The following is a 15,627-nucleotide window of genomic DNA, read 5'->3' as shown; positions in this document are numbered from 1 at the left end:
GGCGCGACATTACTGTCTACCCATGGCAAGAACAGCGGTGCTCACCCCGCAGAAGAGTGACTTCCCCCGGTGGTATCAGGACGTCGTGGCCAAGGCCGAGCTGGCCGACAACGGCCCCGTGCGCGGGACCATGGTCATCCGACCGTACGGCTACTCCATCTGGGAGCGGATGCAGGCCGAGCTCGACGCGCGGATCAAGGACGCCGGTGCCCGAAACGCGTACTTCCCGCTGTTCATCCCGGAGAGCTACCTCCAGCGCGAGGCCGAGCACGTCGAGGGGTTCAGCCCCGAGCTCGCGGTCGTCACCCACGCGGGCGGCAAGGATCTCGAGGAACCCGTCGTCGTCCGGCCCACCAGCGAGACGATCATCAACGAGTACCTCGCGAAGTGGGTGCAGAGCTACCGCGACCTGCCGCTGCTGCTGAACCAGTGGGGCAACGTCGTCCGCTGGGAGCTGCGCCCGCGGGTGTTCCTGCGGACGACGGAGTTCCTGTGGCAGGAGGGCCACACCGTCCACGCCACCCAGGCCGACGCGGCCGCCTACGCGCGCCGGATCCTGCACGAGACGTACGCCGGGTTCATGACCGACGTGCTCGCGATCCCCGTCGTACCCGGGCTGAAGACGCCGAAGGAACGCTTCGCCGGTGCCACGCACACGCTGACCTGCGAGGGGATGATGCGCGACGGCAAGGCGCTGCAGATGGGGACGAGCCACGAACTGGGGCAGAACTTCGCCCGGGCGTTCGACATCCGCTACCTCGACGCGGAGGGGGAGCGCCCCTATGCCTGGACCACCTCGTGGGGCGCGTCGACCCGGATGGTCGGCGGGCTGATCATGACCCACGGCGACGACGCGGGCCTGCGGATCCCGCCGCGACTCGCCGCGACGCAGGTCGTGGTCACCGTGGTGAAGGCCGGCGAGGGGGTCGCACCGCTCGCCGAGGCGCTGGTCGCCGAACTGCGCGCCGCCGGCATCCGCGTCGAACTCGACGACCGGGCCGAGATCGCCTTCGGCCGCCGGGCCATCGACTGGGAGCTCAAGGGCATTCCGGTCCGGGTCGAGATCGGTCCCCGCGACGTCACCGCCGGTGCGGTGACCGTCGTACGCCGGATCCCGGGCAGCAAGGACGCGACCCCCGTCGCCGACGTCGTGCGGGTGGTCTCGGAGGCCCTCGACGCCGACCAGGCGGCGCTCCTCGCCGAGGCGACCGCATGGCGCGACGGGCACACCGTCGACGTGACGAGCCTCTACGAGGCCGTGGAGGCCGCGAGCGACGGGTGGGCCCGCATCCCCTGGTCGACGGTCGGCGAGGAAGGCGAGGCGCGGCTCGCGGAGAGCGCCGTGACGGTGCGTTGCCTGCTCCGGCCGGACGGCAGCGTCCCGGAGACAGAGGACGAACCGGACCTTGTCGCCGTCGTGGGCCGGTCGTACTGACCACTCCCGACCACCCGCAGCCTCCCCGCTGACTTCGGCAAACCGGTGGGAAGGCCGCGAGGCGCCCCGCGTAGGCTGTGGGGCGCCTTGGGGTGTCGTCTAAGGGCAAGACCTCAGATTTTGGATCTGATGATGGGGGTTCGAGTCCTCCCACCCCAGCCACCCACACCAACGGCCCCTGACCAGCACCAACGTGCCGGCAGGGGCCGAGGCATATCGGCAACGACGTTCACTCCAACCCGGGTTTGCCAACGCCCTTGCTGACAGCAGCCACCTTGAAAAGAAGTCCGGAGGCGTTGTCGGATCGGGAGTGAGGTGTTCGTAGCAGGGGTGAGGCCGTCCACGAGGGGCGCCACCACTCGCCCGAGTGCCCCAGGAGGAACCCATGGAGTCCACCGCCCGCCGCCTGCACCGGCTCGTGGAGCCGATCCACCTGGTCACCTACTTCTCCGACGAGCCGACCGATGCGCTCATGGCGCTCGGCTTCCGGAACTACTGGGACGGCTACTTCGCCGGACGGGCCGCCCCGCTGGGCCGGGTCCCGGCCGAGGTGGTCCATGCGATCTTCTACAACTTCGCCGACGGTGAGGTCGCCCGCCACATCCCCCGCGTCTGGGACACGGCCACTCCCGAGGCGGCCCTCGCCGCTCGCGAGCAGGGCTGCGTCGCGGCGCTGAGGCGGATTCTCGGTGACCTCGCCGACACCCCCGGCCTCGCGCGTGCCGCCGACCTCGCCACCAAGGCGGCCTCCAGCGCCCCGACAGAGGGACGTGTCCTGTACGCCGGGCTCCGAGCGCTCCCCGTACCCGAGGAACCCGTGGCCAGGCTCTGGCACGCGGCCACCCTGCTCCGCGAGCACCGCGGGGACGGTCATAACGCCGCTCTGGTCGCCGCCGGCATCGGCGGGACGCAGGCCCACGTGCTCCACGCGCTCTCCGATGGCCTTCCCGCGGAGAAGTTCGGCAGGGTCCACCACCTCCCCGCGGCCCAGCTGGCCGCGGTTGTGGACGGGATGCGCGCCAGGGGCCTCATCGACGCCTCCGGCTGGCTCAGTGACGCCGGCCGCAAGACGAAAGAGCGGATCGAGTCGCTCACCGACGACCTCGCCGCACCGGCGTACGACAGCCTGGAGCCGAGCGAGCTCGACCAGCTCATCGCGGACCTCGAGCCCATCTCCGCAGCGCTCGACGCTGCCGGCTCTCGGTAGGAGGCCCCGCCACATAGGGGCGACACGTAGGAGCGAACGGCAGCCCGGCCGCGTCGAGCCACCTGCGTACGGACGAGTCGTCGAGGCGCGGTGCTCACACGAGGACGGCGCCGCCGTCGACGAGGATCGAGGTACCGGTCGCCATCGGCTGTTCCATCGCGTAGAGGTAGGCGAGGGCGACGTCGGACGGCTCGCCCACCCGGCGCACGGGCAGGGTGGCGGCGAGGTCGTCGTACATCGCCTGCTCCTCGTCACCGGACATGCCGGCCCACAGGGGGCTGCGGGTGACGCCGGGTGCCACCAGGTTGACCCGGATTGGTGCGAGTTCGAGCGCGAGCTGCCGGGTGAGGGCCTCCATGGCCCCGCAGACACTGGCCCCGAGGGACCAGCCCGGCCCTGGACGCTGGCTGGCGTTGCCCCCGGTGAGAACGACAGAGCCGCCCGGCCGCAAGGCGTCGGCGACGCTGACGGCGCGGACGACGCCGAGCGCCCCGAGGTAGCGGGTCTCCCAGAAGTTCCGGGCGATCTCCGGGGTCAGGTCCGCCAGCATGGTGAGTCGGAGTGGTCCTCCCGCGGTGTAGACCAGGTGGTCGATCGGGCCGGCGAACTCGACGAGCCGCTCGACCGAGCCGGGGTCGGCGAGGTCGACCGTGGTGCCCTCCGCGGTGTCGGGCAGAGTGGCGAGCGCGCGGTCGACGTTGGCTCGGGAGCGCGACGCGACGATCGGGGCGGCACCGCGTGCGGCGGCGGCCTGGGCGACGGCGAGACCGAGCCCGGAGGTGCCGCCGACGAGGAGGATGCGGGTTCCGTGGAGTGCTGCTCCGTCGACTGTCATGGTTGAACCTTTCGTGGGACGCGGTTCAAGCCTGGCTCCCGCGGCGACCACCGTCCAAGACCTGTTCGTGGCACGATTCATACCCGTTGGGTATGACGAGAGGTGGTGGAGTGAGTGCCGGACGATCTCGACCTACGCAAGCTCCGCTACTTCCTCGCCGTCGCGGAGGAGCTGAGCTTCATCCGGGCGGCGGACCGGCTGCACATCGCACAGCCCGTCCTCACCCGCCAGATCAAGGTGCTCGAGCGTGAGCTCGGCGTCGAGCTTTTCGTCCGCTCCACCCGTGGTACGGCGCTGACCCCCGCCGGGGCCGCCTTCGTCGATGACGCCGGTGCGGTCCTCCGGTCGGCGACGGCCGCGCAGCGCCGGGTGCGCCAGGCGGCGCGCGGTGGCTCCCGACTGACCATCGGGTTCATGCCGGGTATCCGACCGACCGGGACCGTCCGGGCGCTGCGCGAGCGATTCCCGGAACTGCACGTGGACGTCGTACGGACGTCCTGGGACGACCAGGTGGAAATGGTCCTGGACGGACGAATCGACGCGAGCTTCGTACGCTTCCCCATCAAGCGGCGAGGGCTCACCGTGATCCCGCTCTACGCCGAGCCACGGGTCGTCGTCCTGCCCGTCTCACACCCCCTCGCGGAGCGGGAGACCGTGCGCCTCGCCGACCTCGCCCTGCTCGATCTGCTCCAGAATCCTGAGGCCGTACCCGAGTGGCGGGACGCGTCGGCCGCACTGCGGAGGGCCGGGGACCCGAATCCGCCCCAGCCGCCCCGGGCACCCACGGTCGAGGAGAAGCTGGAGATGGTCGCCGGCGAGCGTGGCATCGTGGTCCTCCCGGAGTCGACCGCGCAGTACTACACGCGGCCAGACGTGACGCACCGGCTCGTCGACGACCTGACGCCGAGCCAGGTCGGCCTCGTCTACGAAGCGAACCGCAGCGATGTGGAGTTGCGGGCGATCGAGGAGATCGTGCGGAAGGAGTACCTCCACTCGGCTCGGTCGTGAGGTGATCCGGCCGCGGTCGACGCCTCAGGTAGGAGTCGCGGAGGACCGGTTCCGGCCGCTTCGCAGCAGCACACGCACCGCCAACGGCGGGTTGCCCTGCTCTCCCTCGAACTCTTCGCTCCAGAGTTCGCCCGCGTCCCGCATGCCGATGCGCTCCATCACGGCGCGCGAACGCATGTTGTGGCGGTCCGTGCACGACACCACGGCCTGCACCCCGAGGACGTCGAAGGCGAACGCCAGGCCAGCACGGCCGATCTCAGACGCGTAGCCGCGCCCCCAGCACTCGTGCCGTAGCGCCCATCCGATCTCGACCCAGTTCGCGTGCACGACGGATGGGCGGTGAGACTCATGCGCGACCCGCACCCACGGCTCTTCCGGAAGAAATGCGTAGATCCGACCCCAGTCGTCGTCGACCGGTGTGCGCCCGAGCCCGCCGCGACCGACCACCTCGCCGCTCACCCGGTCGTACGCGATCCACTTGCCGACGCCGTGCACACGCCACGAGTCGCCCATGGCCTGTGCCCACTGCTCGACCTGCTCACGACTCGGCTTCTCCTTGGCGTACCAAGGCCACACCTCGTCGTCGCCATGGACAAGCCAGAGGTCATCAGCGTTGGCGGGGCCGACCGGTTCGAGTCGCAGGCGCCTGGTGAACCGGGAGCCACCATCGCCGGCCACAGGCGAGTGCTTCACGCGGCACAGGGTCCCACCATCGTCCTCAGCGGTCGACGTCGATCAGCACCTTGCCGACGGTTCCCCGCTCCACGGCGTCGTGTGCCGCTGTGGTCGCCTCGAGGGGGTGGTGGTGCAGCGGAAGGCCGGCCTCCTCGCCGGCACGCAGTGCCCCGGCCGCGAGCGCGGCGGTGATGTCCTCGGCCGCGGCCGTGAGGTGGGCCGGCTCGAGGGTGTAGAGCAGCAGGAACTGGTAGTGCAGGTTGCGGGAGAACGTCGGTCGGATGTCGATGCCGAACGTGTCGCCGCCGTTGTTGGCGTAGATCGCGATCGTCGCGCCGTTGGCGGCCACGGCCAGGTCGAGTTCGTTGTTCACGGCAGGGGAGACCTCCGCGACCAGGTCGACCCCGTCGGGGGCGAGTTGGCGGATGGCGGCCGCGGCGTCCTGGGTGCGGTAGTTGACGATGTGGTCGGCGCCGGCCGCCGCCGCGAGCGCGCCCTTCTCGGCGCTGCTGACGGTGGTCAGCACCGTCGCCCCGGACCAGGCGGCGAGCTGGATGGCGGCGTTGCCGACCGCGCCCGCGCCGCCGTGCACGAGGACGACCTGCCCGGTCAGCGTGCCAGGCCCGAGCCGCTCGGCCCGGGGACCCGAGGTGAGCGCCCGGTGGGCGGTCATCGCGGGCACGCCGAGGCACGCGCCGAGGTCGAACGCCGCGTCGCCCGCCAGCTCGCTGGGCAGCGGCACGGCCCGCTGCCAGTCGAGCACGCAGTACTCCGCGGCGGTGCCGTACGGCGACCCATGCTGGGTGAGGTAGAGCCAGACGCGGCCGCCGAAAGCCAGGCCTGACACGTCCGGCACCCCTGGACCGACCGCGTCGATGATGCCCGCGCCGTCCTGGCCCGGGGTCACCTCGGGGAACCCCGTGGTCATCGCCGAGCCGACCCGCGCCTTCCAGTCGGTCGGGTTCACCCCCGCGCGCACCACGCGCACCCGAACCTGGCCCGGCCCTGGCTCGGGGACCGGCCGCTCGGCCAGCCGCATGACACTGGATGGACCCTTCTCCGTGTACACGATCGCGCGCATGCCTTCGATGCTAGGCAACGGGATACGCCGCCGGCGCGAGACCTGCACAGAGCCGCTGTATGAGTGACTTTCGTGGCCGTCTCGACGCCGTAACCCTCAATCGTCCCGACGTCTCGCCGGACCGCGTATGCCACGGGCTACGAGCAAGGCGGCGATGACGCCAACGCCACTGGCAATGAACGCGGCGACAAGTGACCACGTGTCGGACGCGGTGGAGACGATCATCACCCACGACAGGCCGAGCAGCAGCAGTCCTCCGCCGACGTACTCATAGCGTCCCGGGATCGTCCTCTCCGCCCGAGTACGCGGGACGTCGGCTTCTGAGCTTTCGGGGGCGAGTGGAAGATCGGCGAGAATGCGACCGATCTCACCGGTGTGTTGGGCGGTGAGCGCCACGGCGACTCTCTCCTCGAAGTCCTCCTGAGTCAGGCGCCCCCGAGCGCGGTGCATAGCGAGGAGGTCGGCGCAGGCGTTGCGCTCGTCATCGCCGACGCGGCGCGCGCCTGGACGGGTATGCGGATCGGGGTTCAACCTGACCTCCAGATGATCCGGCGACGCTCGCCGGGCGACGCTACTACGTCCTGGTCTCGTTCGGTGAGGTCCTCGGCGGACGAAGCTTGGGCACTCGGCTACGGTCGTTCGTGAACGGAAAACCTGACATGTCCGCGTGTGCCGTCTGGAACCGTTGACCCGGAGTAGGCGCTGGCGAGGGCCTCTCCCAGCGCCAGGCAGGTTGTCCGGGTGTTCTCAGAGACGTTGGCCAGGACGATCCCACTGCCGGTACCCGAGGTGGAAGCGCGTCCAAGGTCGCCGGGCCTACCCGCGCCTGTCTCGTCGACGAGCATCACGTCGCCGCACCACAAGGGACCTTGGGTCGTCTCCCTGAGGGAGTGATACGCCCAGGACGCCTCGTTCGGCGAGTCGTAGCCGTACCAGTACACAAGGCCGTATCCCTCGTCGACCAGCCGGCCGGCAAGGTCGAGAGCAGACAGGCCATCGGCCAGACGGGAATGAGGATCGAAAGGGTCGACATGGACCACGACATGACGGGGCGTCGCTGAGCCGGCACTGTCATCAAGCCAGTCCAGAACTGCCGTCATCCCGTCGGCTTGTGCTATCTCGCACTGCGTGATGCCCAATCGCGCGGACCAGGCGCGAAGGTCTTCGACGCTAACGGGGTCAAGGTCGCAGAGAAGGTAGCTGGTGCTGACCCCGAGCTGTGCCATCGCCAACAAGGCCGAACCCGGATAGAAGCTGCGCACATCCCCGAACTGCTTCAACAGCGCGCGGTAGCGAGATTGCCCAAGGCTTGCCGTCGTGTCCGCGATTTCGAGGAATCGGAGCACTCCGAACCGGCGCTCTGGATCAACGAGCATGGCGTTCGCTCCTGATCCAGAGTGTGTTTCGGCGTAGCGCGAAGGACGTTCGAGCGCCAGCACCTCGACCAGGGTGAGATGTTTCCAGACGTCGGCGAACTTCCCGAAGTGGTGGTTGGCCATACTCGGGAGCCTGTCAGGCTCGGACGAGTTGGCGCCACCACAAATCGGCCGTTCCAGCTCGGCGCGTCCAACCTCGTCCCAGTGGCGAGCTTGCCCTGGCCCTAGCGTGATCCTCCCGGAGCGTGAAGGAGTGATGGTGTCCGAGCCCGCACCCAACGTCGTGGTCCTGTACGCCGATGATCTGGGTTGGGGCGACCTGGGCTGCTTCGGCGCCGACGACCTCGACACGCCCGCCCTGGATGGGTTGGCGGCCAGCGGGGTTCGGCTGCCGCAGTGGTACTCCAACTCCCCGGTGTGCTCCCCGTCCCGGGCCAGCCTGATGACCGGTCGTTACCCGGCACACGCAGGGGTGGAGGCCATCCTGGGTGGCTCGCGGCGTACGGCGGGACTGCCGCCACAGTCGACCCTGGCCAGCGAACTGCGCGACCGTGGCTACGCGACAGGCATCTTCGGCAAGTGGCACCTGGGCGCGGAGGCCAGCTACGGACCGCTGCACCGTGGCTTCGAGCGTTCCTTCGGCTTCCGCGCCGGGTGCGTGGACTACTACTCCCACATCTACTACTGGGGCAACCACAACGCTGTGCACGACCTGTGGGACGACGAGCAGGAGGTGTGGCTCAACGGCGAGTACCTCACCACCGTCATCGCGCATCGGGCCGCCGACTACATCGAGCAGAACGCGGATCGTCCCTTCTTCTGTTACGTCCCCTTCAACGCCCCGCACTACCCGCTGCACGCGCCCGCCGCGTACGTGGAAGCCTTCGCACATCTTCCCGAGGACCGCCAGATGATGGCGGCGATGATCAAGGCGATGGACGACGGAATCGCGCACATCCTGCACACCCTGCAGCGGTTGGGCCTACGGGAGAACACCATCGTGTTCTTCTCCTCCGACAACGGTCCGTCGGTCGAGGAACGCAACTGGCTCAACGGTGAGGAGGTGTCCTACACGGGCGGCTCGGCTGGGGGCCTGCGCGGGCACAAGGGCTCGCTGTTCGAGGGTGGGATCCGCGTCCCGGGCATCATCTCCTGGCCCGCACAGCTGCCCGCCGGCACGGATCTCGCGGGCCCGGGCGCGATGATGGATCTGGTGCCCACGCTGCTGGAAGCGGTCGACGGAAGCCCTTCCACGTGTGCGGACATCGACGGCCGGTCGGTGCTGACCGGGCTGCGCGAGGCCGTCCTGGCCGGCTTCGCCGGGCGCGAGCCCGACCCCGATCGATGGCTGTTCTGGGAGTACGAAGGCCAGGTGGCGGCCCGGCACGGACGCTGGAAGCTCGTGCTCGAGGCACGCGAGAGCATGGCCGCACCCGTCGTCGTCGGCGAGGGTCTGTTCGACCTGGACGCTGACCCCGCCGAACAGCACAACGTGTCCGAGGTTCATCCCGAACAGGTGGCGGCGATGAAGTCACGACTCCTGGCCTGGGCCGCGACCTGCGCGGGCTGGCGCGACGCGGTCCTGATGGGCTGACAGCGGCAGGTCCTGGCACACGCGCTACCGACGTGCAGGATCAGTGCTCGTGCGTGCCGTGGGGTTCGGCGTGCGTGTAGCTGTGGAGGATCTGGCTGACCTTCGCGTCGATCTCGGCGCTGCCCAGCAGGTTCCGGGCGGCCAGCTCACGTTCCAGGGCGGCCAGCCAGTGCGTCCAGTAGGACCACTCACGGTTGCGAGGACCACGCTCCCAGGCGGTGATCTCTTCCACCAGCCGGCGCTGGAAGTCCTCGAACCGGATGTTCCCGCGTTCGCACAGGCCAAGGGTGACGCCGAACACTGCACTCTCCCAGGGCTCGTCGAATGCCAACTCGCCGTTGCGTCGTGGCGGGGCGGTCGGTTCGGGCATGCCGTACAGCTCGTCGGTGCTCATCGCGGACCTCGCGGAAGGGCCACGCCGATGAGGCAGTCGCGGGTGACGAGCGCCGCCAGTGCCTTCTCGTCGAGGTCCTCCGTACCGGCGGGCCGCAGCGGCAGGACGAAGTACCTCACCTCGGCCGTGGAGTCCATCACCCTGATCTCGGTGGTGTCCGGCAGCGTCAGACCGAACTCCGCAAGGACGGCACGCGGCTCGGCGACCACCCGGGAACGATGCTGAGGGCTCTTGTACCAGCCCGGTGGGAGGCCGAGCACCGGCCACGGGTAGCACGAGCACAGGGTGCACACGATGACGTGGTGAACGTCGTCCTCGTCTGCCAGGGCAACCATGCGCTCACCCTGCAGACCGCCGACGCCGAGTTCCTGGCAGGCGGCGCTGGCGTCGGCGAGCAGGCGTTGCCGAAACGCCGGGTCGACCCACGCACGGGCGACCACCCGGGCCCCGTGCAGGGGGCCGATCTCGGATTCGTACTTCGCGACGATGCGCGCGACGGTGTCGTCTCCCAACGCGCCGCGTTCCTTGAGAAGCGCCTCGATCGCCTGGGCACGGGCAAGTAACTGTTGCGGGTCGGCCGGGTACCTCCCCTGTGCTGTCGACGGGTCGGATCGGAACTCGTTCACGAGGTCTCCCTGTCCGATGAGGCGGTGGTCGGGTTCGTCGCGCGAAGGTAGCTCTCGAACGCGTCGAGCATCACGACGTCGTGCGCGCCCCCGTCCTGGCCCCACAGCTCCCTGGCCTCGAATCGGACCCGGTACGTCCATTCGCTTGGTCCGTCGGGATCGCTGGCCACGGCGTCGGGAAGCGGGAACGCCGGAAGCTGCGCCACGACGACACCCTCGCGGCCCATCGCGTAGCCGGGCAGCCGGGTGTGGTGCCGGTTGTTCGTCACTCGAGTGTGCACCCGCTGTCCGACCGCGTACCGGTGCGGTTCGGGGAGTTGGCCGGCCAGGGCGCGGCCGCGGGCGATCAGGTTGTCGATGGCGTCGTTCAGCCCTTCGGGGGCGGCAGCCGGCGCGGTCGCACCTGGGTCCACCGTCTGCTCTCGTTCGCGGATGGCATCGAAGTCCAGAACGCCGTTCTCGACGAGCTTCATTTCGGCAGCCGCGAGCCACCGCTCCCAGTACGCGCAGCGGACATACACATCGGGCGGGAGCCGCTCCATCGCGAAGCGTCTCTCGTCGGCGTTGTGGAAGAACCCGTTCGCGCCCGAGGCCATCGTCAGCGCGAACGCCAGACTCTCGTACGGACTGTGGAAGACCCGGCCGTCGTCGGCGCGGACGTCGATCGGGCCGTAACCGAGTTGCCCGCCGACATCGTGCACGTTACGCATGTCGTTGCCCCCCAAGGTCACCTGAACGGGTACGTGCCCGAAACGTCCGTCCTCGTAAACAACGACCGCGACGACCACCGGGCCACTTCCACACCGACGGGACGCGGGCCGGTCAGGTCGCGGACCAGGACGAAGTGGCCCAGGAGCCCGTCCCGGAAATGGCCCATGCCTGCGAACCACCGCGTGCGTACCGTTGCGGGCATGACGACGAACGGGGCATGCGCGCGCACGGGACGCCTTCCGGAGCGCGCACGGCGCCCGCCGGTCTGGTAGCTCGGTTATGAAGATCTGCGTCTTCCTGTCCGGCGCCGACCTCGACGAGCGCTACACCCGGCCGGCCCACGAGTTCGGCGAGCTCATCGGCAAGGGCGGCCACACCCTGGTGTGGGGCGGATCCGACACCGGGCTGATGAAGGTCGTCGCCGACGGAGTACGGGAGGCCGGCGGGCGGCTCGTCGGGATCTCGGTCGACTTTCTCCGGACCTGGGCCAGGGAGGACGCCGACGAGATGGTGATCGCCAGAGACCTCGCCGAACGCAAGGCGCTGTTGCTCGCCCGATCGGACGCGGTGGTGGTGCTGGCCGGCGGCCTGGGCACGCTGGACGAGGCGACCGAGGTCCTGGAGCTGAGAAAGCACGGACTTCACCACAAACCAGTGGTGCTCATGAACACGGCGGGCTTCTACGACGGGTTGACACTCCAGCTCCAGCGGATGGAGCAGGAGGGGTTCCTGCCGGTGCCCCTGGCCGAAATGGTCCTCTTCGCCGAGGAGGGTGTTGAGGCCCTCGCCCATCTGGAGAAGTCCCTCGGAACGCGGTGAGTGCCAACACCAGGCTGGCGATCGCGGTTCACGCCGCCCGCTGAGCACCCGGCGTCCGGGTCTAGGGCATCACCCCGCACAGCGCGTCCAGCGCACCCGCCCACGCGCTGTCCGAGGGAGCCGCGTAGTTGACCACCAGCGCGTCCTGTTCGGGCAGCCGCCAGCCGGAGTCCGCCGGCTCGTGGCGGAACTCCGCCATCCCGCTGACGGCCACGCCTTGCCGAGCCGCCGTCTCGACGACCGAGCGCTCGGTCCCGCGCGGGAGTTCCAGGACCGCCTGCAGGCCGGCGGCCAGGCCGGTCACGCGGACGCCGGGCGCTCTTTGTGCCAGGGTCGCGACCAGTTGGTCGCGGCGGCGCCGGTACTGCAGCCGCATCGCGCGCACATGACGGTCGTAGGCGCCCGACGCGATGAACTCCGCGAGCGTCAACTGCTCCAGCGTGCTCGACATCTCGACGTAGCCCTTGGCCGCCACGATCTCTGGGGCCAGGTTCTCGTGCAGCACCATCCAGGCGAGCCGCAGCCCCGGCGCCAGCGACTTGCTCGCCGTGCCGAAGTACACCACCCGCTCCGGGTCGAGGCCCTGCAGTGCGCCGACGGGCTGCCGGTCGTACCTGAACTCCCCGTCGTAGTCGTCCTCCAGGATCAGCCCGCCGGTGGCGCGCGCCCAGTCGATCGCCGCCGCACGCCGGTCCGGGTGCAGCGCGACCCCGGTCGGGTACTGATGCGCCGGCGTCACCAACACCGCGCCGACTCCGCGCAGTCCCGTCAGATCCTCGGTGCGCGCGCCACGTTCGTCGACGTACAGGGGTGGGATGCGCAGGCCGGCGCCGGTCAGCAGGTCGCGATAGATGTCGAGGCCGTACGACTCGACGGCCACCGCCCCCACCCGCCGCGCCCGCAGGGTCTGGGCCAGCAGCGTCAGACCGTGGTGGAAGCCGGAGCAGATGACGACGCGCTGCGGCTCGGCGTACACCCCGCGGACCCGCGCCAGGTAGTCCGCGAGGGCGGTGCGTAGCTCCACCCGGCCGAGGGCGTCGCCGTAGCCGAAGGCGTCATGCGGGGCCGCGGTCAGAGCGCGACGGGCCGCCTTGAGCCATTGCGTGCGGGGAAACTCCGCGAGGTTCGGCGAACCGGGCAGCAGCCCGTACGTGGGACGGCGCTGGGTCGGCCTCGTACGGGGAGCGGCATGCGCCGCCCTGCGCGGCTCGGCCCGCCTGGCCACCCGGGTCCCGGAGCCCTGCTGGGCGGTGAGCCACCCCTCGGCGACCAGTTCGGCGTAGGAGTCGGCCACGGTGTTCCGGGCGACACCAAGATCGGCGGCGAGCGAGCGGGACGACGGTAGGCGGGTGCCGGGCACCAGGCGGCCCGTGCGCACGGCCTCGCGCAGGGCGTCTGTGAGCCCGACGCGCAGCCCGGGTCCGCTGAGCTCCAGATGCAGGTCGGTCCCGAACGCGGAAGACGGGGCGTCCGAAGAATTGGCCCAAGAATCCTCCATAGAAATGGACCCTACCCCAGGGCCACCTGATGCGTAGCGTTGCGGACGTGACGACGAACGAAACACTCGACAGCACAGAACGCCTCGCGGAGCACACGCCGCGCCTGGACTGGGCGAAGCTCGCCCCCGAGGCCTACAAGGCCATGATCCGGCTGGACATGGCAGCGAGACAGGGCGTCAACCCGACCTTGCTCAACCTGGTCAAGATCCGCGCGTCCCAGCTCAACCACTGCGCCTTCTGCCTGGACATGCACAGCAAGGACGCGTTGACGGCCGGCGAGTCGGCGGAGCGGATCATCCAGCTCGACGCGTGGACGGAGTCGAAGCACTTCTACACGACCAAGGAGATCGCGGCGATCGAGCTGACCGATGCGATCACCGTCCTTACGGACGGATTCGTCCCGGACGAGGTGTACGCGAGGGCCGCGAAGGAGTTCGACGAGACCGAGTTGGCCCGCCTCATCGTCGCCATCACGACGATCAACGCGTGGAACCGCTTCGGGGTGTCGACCCGGTTGGTGCCCGGTCACTACACCCCGGGCGTCTAGCGCAGCTGCCGAGCAGTCCGGCACGCAACCACCTGGAGATCATGGTGAGTACCGCTCCTTCCCTTCCCCGCCGACACCTCCTGGCAGGCGCCGCCGACGAGTTCGTACTCACCACCGTCCTGTTGTTCCTCGCGGTGACGATCGTCCGGTGGTCGCGTGATCCGGGCTCCCTCGTCTACATCGCCGACCTGAACGCGGCGCTCGCCGTCATCGGCGGTCTCAGCGGGGCCATCCTCACCGGGCTCATTCTCACCCCGCCCGGCAGGCGCGGTGGCGGGCACATGAATCCCGCCGTGACGGTGGCCCTGTGGCTGATGGGCGCGTTCCCCGGTCGCGGCGTCCTGCCCTACGTGCTCGCCCAACTCGCGGGCTCCGCTGCCGGGACGGGTCTCGCGCGCCTGGCGTGGGGGCCAGCGGTCGACCTGCCGTCGGTCGCGTACGCCGCGATCAGGCCCGCGCTCAGCTGGCAGCCCGTGGCCGTCTTTCTCGGCGAGACGGCCTCCATGGCCGTCCTGATTCTCCTCGTCGGGTTCCTCATGGTCCGTTCCCGCTACGCACGGCTGGTGCCGTACGCCATCGGCGCCTCGGTCGGCCTGGTGATCGCACTGCTCGGTCCGCGAAGTGGCGGCTCGATCAACCCCGCCCGCCAGTTCGGTCCTGCCGCGCTCTCCGGACAGACCCTCGACCTGTGGATCTACCTGGTCGCGCCGATCCTGGGGGCGGCGCTCGGAGCCTGGGCCCACAACCTGCTCACCCGGCGGTTCCACGGACATCGGCCGCGCGGACAGCGCACTCCCGCGGCGGAGGCCCGCCTCGCCGTCCTTCTCGGCGATCCGCCTCAGGCACTCGACCCCACGCGCGCCCTGACAACGTGCCCGGCCGGTGCCGGGCTGCCGACTCGACCCTCACAAAGACAGGAGTGATCCATCCATGCGTATCTTGGTCGCGGGTGCCACCGGTGCGGTTGGCCGACTGCTCGTTCCGCTGCTGCTGGACGCGGGACACCACGTCACCGGAACCTCCCGCACACTCGCGGGGACCGAGCGAATATCGCGTCAGGGCGCGTCGGCCGCGGAGGCGGACGCGTCCGACCGGGACGGCCTGCGAAAGGTCGTGCTGGACGCGGCGCCCGACGTGGTGATCCACCAGCTCACCGCCCTGTCGAACGCGGACGGTGAGGCGACCGACCGGCTACGCCAGGAGGGGACGCGCAACCTGGTGGACGCGGCCAGGTCCGCCGGTGTGACGAGGATCGTCGCCCAGTCGCTCGCCTGGGCGTACGTGCCCGGAGGAGATCCGGCCGAGGAGAACACACCGCTCGACATCGGGGCCGCGCCGCCGCGAGGCGCGATGGTGGACGGAGTTCGGGCGCTGGAGGAGACAGCGGCCGAGTTGGACACCGCGGTGCTGCTGCGGTTCGGCATCATGTACGGCCCAGGCACGTGGTACGCGCCGGGAGGCTCCGTCGCCGCGGCCCTGGCTGGTGATCCGACCGCACCCTTCCTCGGGTACCTCGAGCCGGACCTGTCGGTGACGTCGTTCGTCCATGTCGCCGATGTCGCGCGGGCCACTGTCGCCGCGCTCGACTGGCCGACCGGGCCGGTCAACATCGTCGACGACGAGCCGGCGCAGGGTCGGGAGTGGGTGCCGGTGCTGGCTGCCGCTCACGGACTGCCCGCACCCCAGGCCCGACCCGGGCGGCTGAGCTGGGCGCGGGGAGCGTCCAACCGGCTGGCCCGATCCCGGGGGTGGCGACCCGAACATGCGACGTGGCGATCCGGGTTCGCGGCACAGACCGCCTGACGGCTTCGTCGGCGGCC

The 15,627-nt window shown here is 70.1% G+C and carries 17 protein-coding genes and 1 tRNA gene; 9 read left to right on the top strand and 9 right to left on the bottom strand.

What is annotated here, in order from left to right; all coding sequences use genetic code 11:
* The first annotated feature begins 22 nt into the window (after positions 1-22).
* The 3 genes from proS (at position 23) to HEB94_RS42850 (ending at position 2,642) form a co-directional block, all read left to right on the top strand.
* Positions 23-1,435 (top strand): proline--tRNA ligase, encoded by a 1,413-nt coding sequence (gene proS / locus HEB94_RS42860; protein WP_192755145.1) that lies wholly within the window; start codon positions 23-25, stop codon positions 1,433-1,435.
* An 88-nt stretch (positions 1,436-1,523) separates the two neighbouring features.
* Positions 1,524-1,597: transfer RNA gene (locus tag HEB94_RS42855), tRNA-Gln, on the top strand.
* A gap of 223 nt (positions 1,598-1,820) precedes the next feature.
* Positions 1,821-2,642, top strand: a complete 822-nt coding sequence (locus tag HEB94_RS42850) for an SCO6745 family protein (protein WP_192755144.1) — start codon at positions 1,821-1,823, stop codon at positions 2,640-2,642.
* A 94-nt stretch (positions 2,643-2,736) separates the two neighbouring features.
* On the opposite strand, the gene HEB94_RS42845 is transcribed toward HEB94_RS42850, so the two are convergent.
* Entirely contained in the window at positions 2,737-3,477 is a 741-nt protein-coding gene (locus HEB94_RS42845) for an SDR family oxidoreductase (protein ID WP_192755143.1), read from the bottom strand.
* A gap of 114 nt (positions 3,478-3,591) precedes the next feature.
* Here HEB94_RS42845 and HEB94_RS42840 point away from each other — a divergent pair, with 114 nt between their 5' ends.
* Entirely contained in the window at positions 3,592-4,485 is an 894-nt protein-coding gene (locus tag HEB94_RS42840; RefSeq protein WP_192755142.1) for a LysR substrate-binding domain-containing protein, read from the top strand.
* A gap of 24 nt (positions 4,486-4,509) precedes the next feature.
* Here HEB94_RS42840 and HEB94_RS42835 read toward each other — a convergent pair whose 3' ends face one another.
* The 4 genes from HEB94_RS42835 to HEB94_RS42820 all read right to left on the bottom strand — a co-directional run bounded on the left by HEB94_RS42835 (position 4,510) and on the right by HEB94_RS42820 (position 7,740).
* Positions 4,510-5,178 (bottom strand): GNAT family N-acetyltransferase, encoded by a 669-nt coding sequence (locus HEB94_RS42835; protein WP_337918371.1) that lies wholly within the window; start codon positions 5,176-5,178, stop codon positions 4,510-4,512.
* A 25-nt stretch (positions 5,179-5,203) separates the two neighbouring features.
* Positions 5,204-6,241 (bottom strand): NADPH:quinone reductase, encoded by a 1,038-nt coding sequence (locus HEB94_RS42830; protein ID WP_192755141.1) that lies wholly within the window; start codon positions 6,239-6,241, stop codon positions 5,204-5,206.
* A gap of 96 nt (positions 6,242-6,337) precedes the next feature.
* On the bottom strand, positions 6,338-6,772 hold the full coding sequence (locus tag HEB94_RS42825) for a DUF1707 SHOCT-like domain-containing protein (protein WP_192755140.1): 435 nt from the start codon (positions 6,770-6,772) through the stop codon (positions 6,338-6,340).
* 98 nt (positions 6,773-6,870) lie between these two features.
* The gene (locus tag HEB94_RS42820) at positions 6,871-7,740 is read right to left on the bottom strand and encodes a 23S rRNA (adenine(2030)-N(6))-methyltransferase RlmJ (RefSeq protein WP_192755139.1); all 870 of its coding nucleotides are present in this window, start codon (positions 7,738-7,740) and stop codon (positions 6,871-6,873) included.
* A gap of 136 nt (positions 7,741-7,876) precedes the next feature.
* On the opposite strand from HEB94_RS42820, the gene HEB94_RS42815 reads away from it, so the two are divergent.
* Positions 7,877-9,211: a sulfatase-like hydrolase/transferase gene (locus HEB94_RS42815; protein ID WP_202896845.1), complete on the top strand. Its 1,335-nt coding sequence runs from the start codon at positions 7,877-7,879 to the stop codon at positions 9,209-9,211.
* A 40-nt stretch (positions 9,212-9,251) separates the two neighbouring features.
* On the opposite strand, the gene HEB94_RS42810 is transcribed toward HEB94_RS42815, so the two are convergent.
* From HEB94_RS42810 to nthB, 3 genes are read right to left on the bottom strand one after another with little or no spacing between them, the layout of a single operon-like run.
* On the bottom strand, positions 9,252-9,605 hold the full coding sequence (locus tag HEB94_RS42810; protein WP_192755137.1) for a nitrile hydratase accessory protein: 354 nt from the start codon (positions 9,603-9,605) through the stop codon (positions 9,252-9,254).
* On the bottom strand, positions 9,602-10,231 hold the full coding sequence (gene nthA, locus HEB94_RS42805; RefSeq protein WP_337918370.1) for a nitrile hydratase subunit alpha: 630 nt from the start codon (positions 10,229-10,231) through the stop codon (positions 9,602-9,604). The genes HEB94_RS42810 and nthA overlap by 4 nt, the downstream gene beginning before the upstream one ends.
* Entirely contained in the window at positions 10,228-10,941 is a 714-nt protein-coding gene (nthB, locus tag HEB94_RS51775; RefSeq protein WP_238361771.1) for a nitrile hydratase subunit beta, read from the bottom strand. The genes nthA and nthB overlap by 4 nt, the downstream gene beginning before the upstream one ends.
* A gap of 280 nt (positions 10,942-11,221) precedes the next feature.
* On the opposite strand from nthB, the gene HEB94_RS42800 reads away from it, so the two are divergent.
* Positions 11,222-11,761 carry an LOG family protein gene (locus tag HEB94_RS42800; protein WP_192755135.1) on the top strand — a complete coding sequence of 180 codons (540 nt, stop codon included), beginning with the start codon at positions 11,222-11,224 and terminating at the stop codon, positions 11,759-11,761.
* Between the two features lie 61 nt (positions 11,762-11,822).
* Here the strand turns inward: HEB94_RS42800 and pdxR are convergent, their stop codons facing one another.
* Positions 11,823-13,259 carry a MocR-like pyridoxine biosynthesis transcription factor PdxR gene (pdxR, locus tag HEB94_RS42795; RefSeq protein WP_192755134.1) on the bottom strand — a complete coding sequence of 479 codons (1,437 nt, stop codon included), beginning with the start codon at positions 13,257-13,259 and terminating at the stop codon, positions 11,823-11,825.
* A gap of 47 nt (positions 13,260-13,306) precedes the next feature.
* Between pdxR and HEB94_RS42790 the strand changes: the two genes are divergently transcribed.
* Genes HEB94_RS42790 through HEB94_RS42780 form a run of 3 tightly spaced genes read left to right on the top strand, consistent with a single transcriptional unit; the run spans position 13,307 to position 15,610 of the window.
* Complete coding sequence (locus tag HEB94_RS42790) at positions 13,307-13,807, top strand: carboxymuconolactone decarboxylase family protein (RefSeq protein WP_337918369.1); 501 nt, start codon at positions 13,307-13,309, stop codon at positions 13,805-13,807.
* Between the two features lie 41 nt (positions 13,808-13,848).
* The gene (locus tag HEB94_RS42785; RefSeq protein WP_192755132.1) at positions 13,849-14,730 is read left to right on the top strand and encodes an MIP/aquaporin family protein; all 882 of its coding nucleotides are present in this window, start codon (positions 13,849-13,851) and stop codon (positions 14,728-14,730) included.
* 7 nt (positions 14,731-14,737) lie between these two features.
* A complete protein-coding gene (locus HEB94_RS42780; protein WP_192755131.1) occupies positions 14,738-15,610 on the top strand; it encodes an NAD-dependent epimerase/dehydratase family protein in 873 nt (290 codons plus the stop codon).
* Positions 15,611-15,627: the final 17 nt, after the last annotated feature.

The sequence above is a fragment of the Actinopolymorpha pittospori genome (assembly GCF_014873875.1).
GTDB lineage: Bacteria > Actinomycetota > Actinomycetes > Propionibacteriales > Actinopolymorphaceae > Actinopolymorpha > Actinopolymorpha pittospori.
Note: the sequence above shows the minus strand (reverse complement) of the source record. Positions and strands in the feature narration are given on the sequence as shown.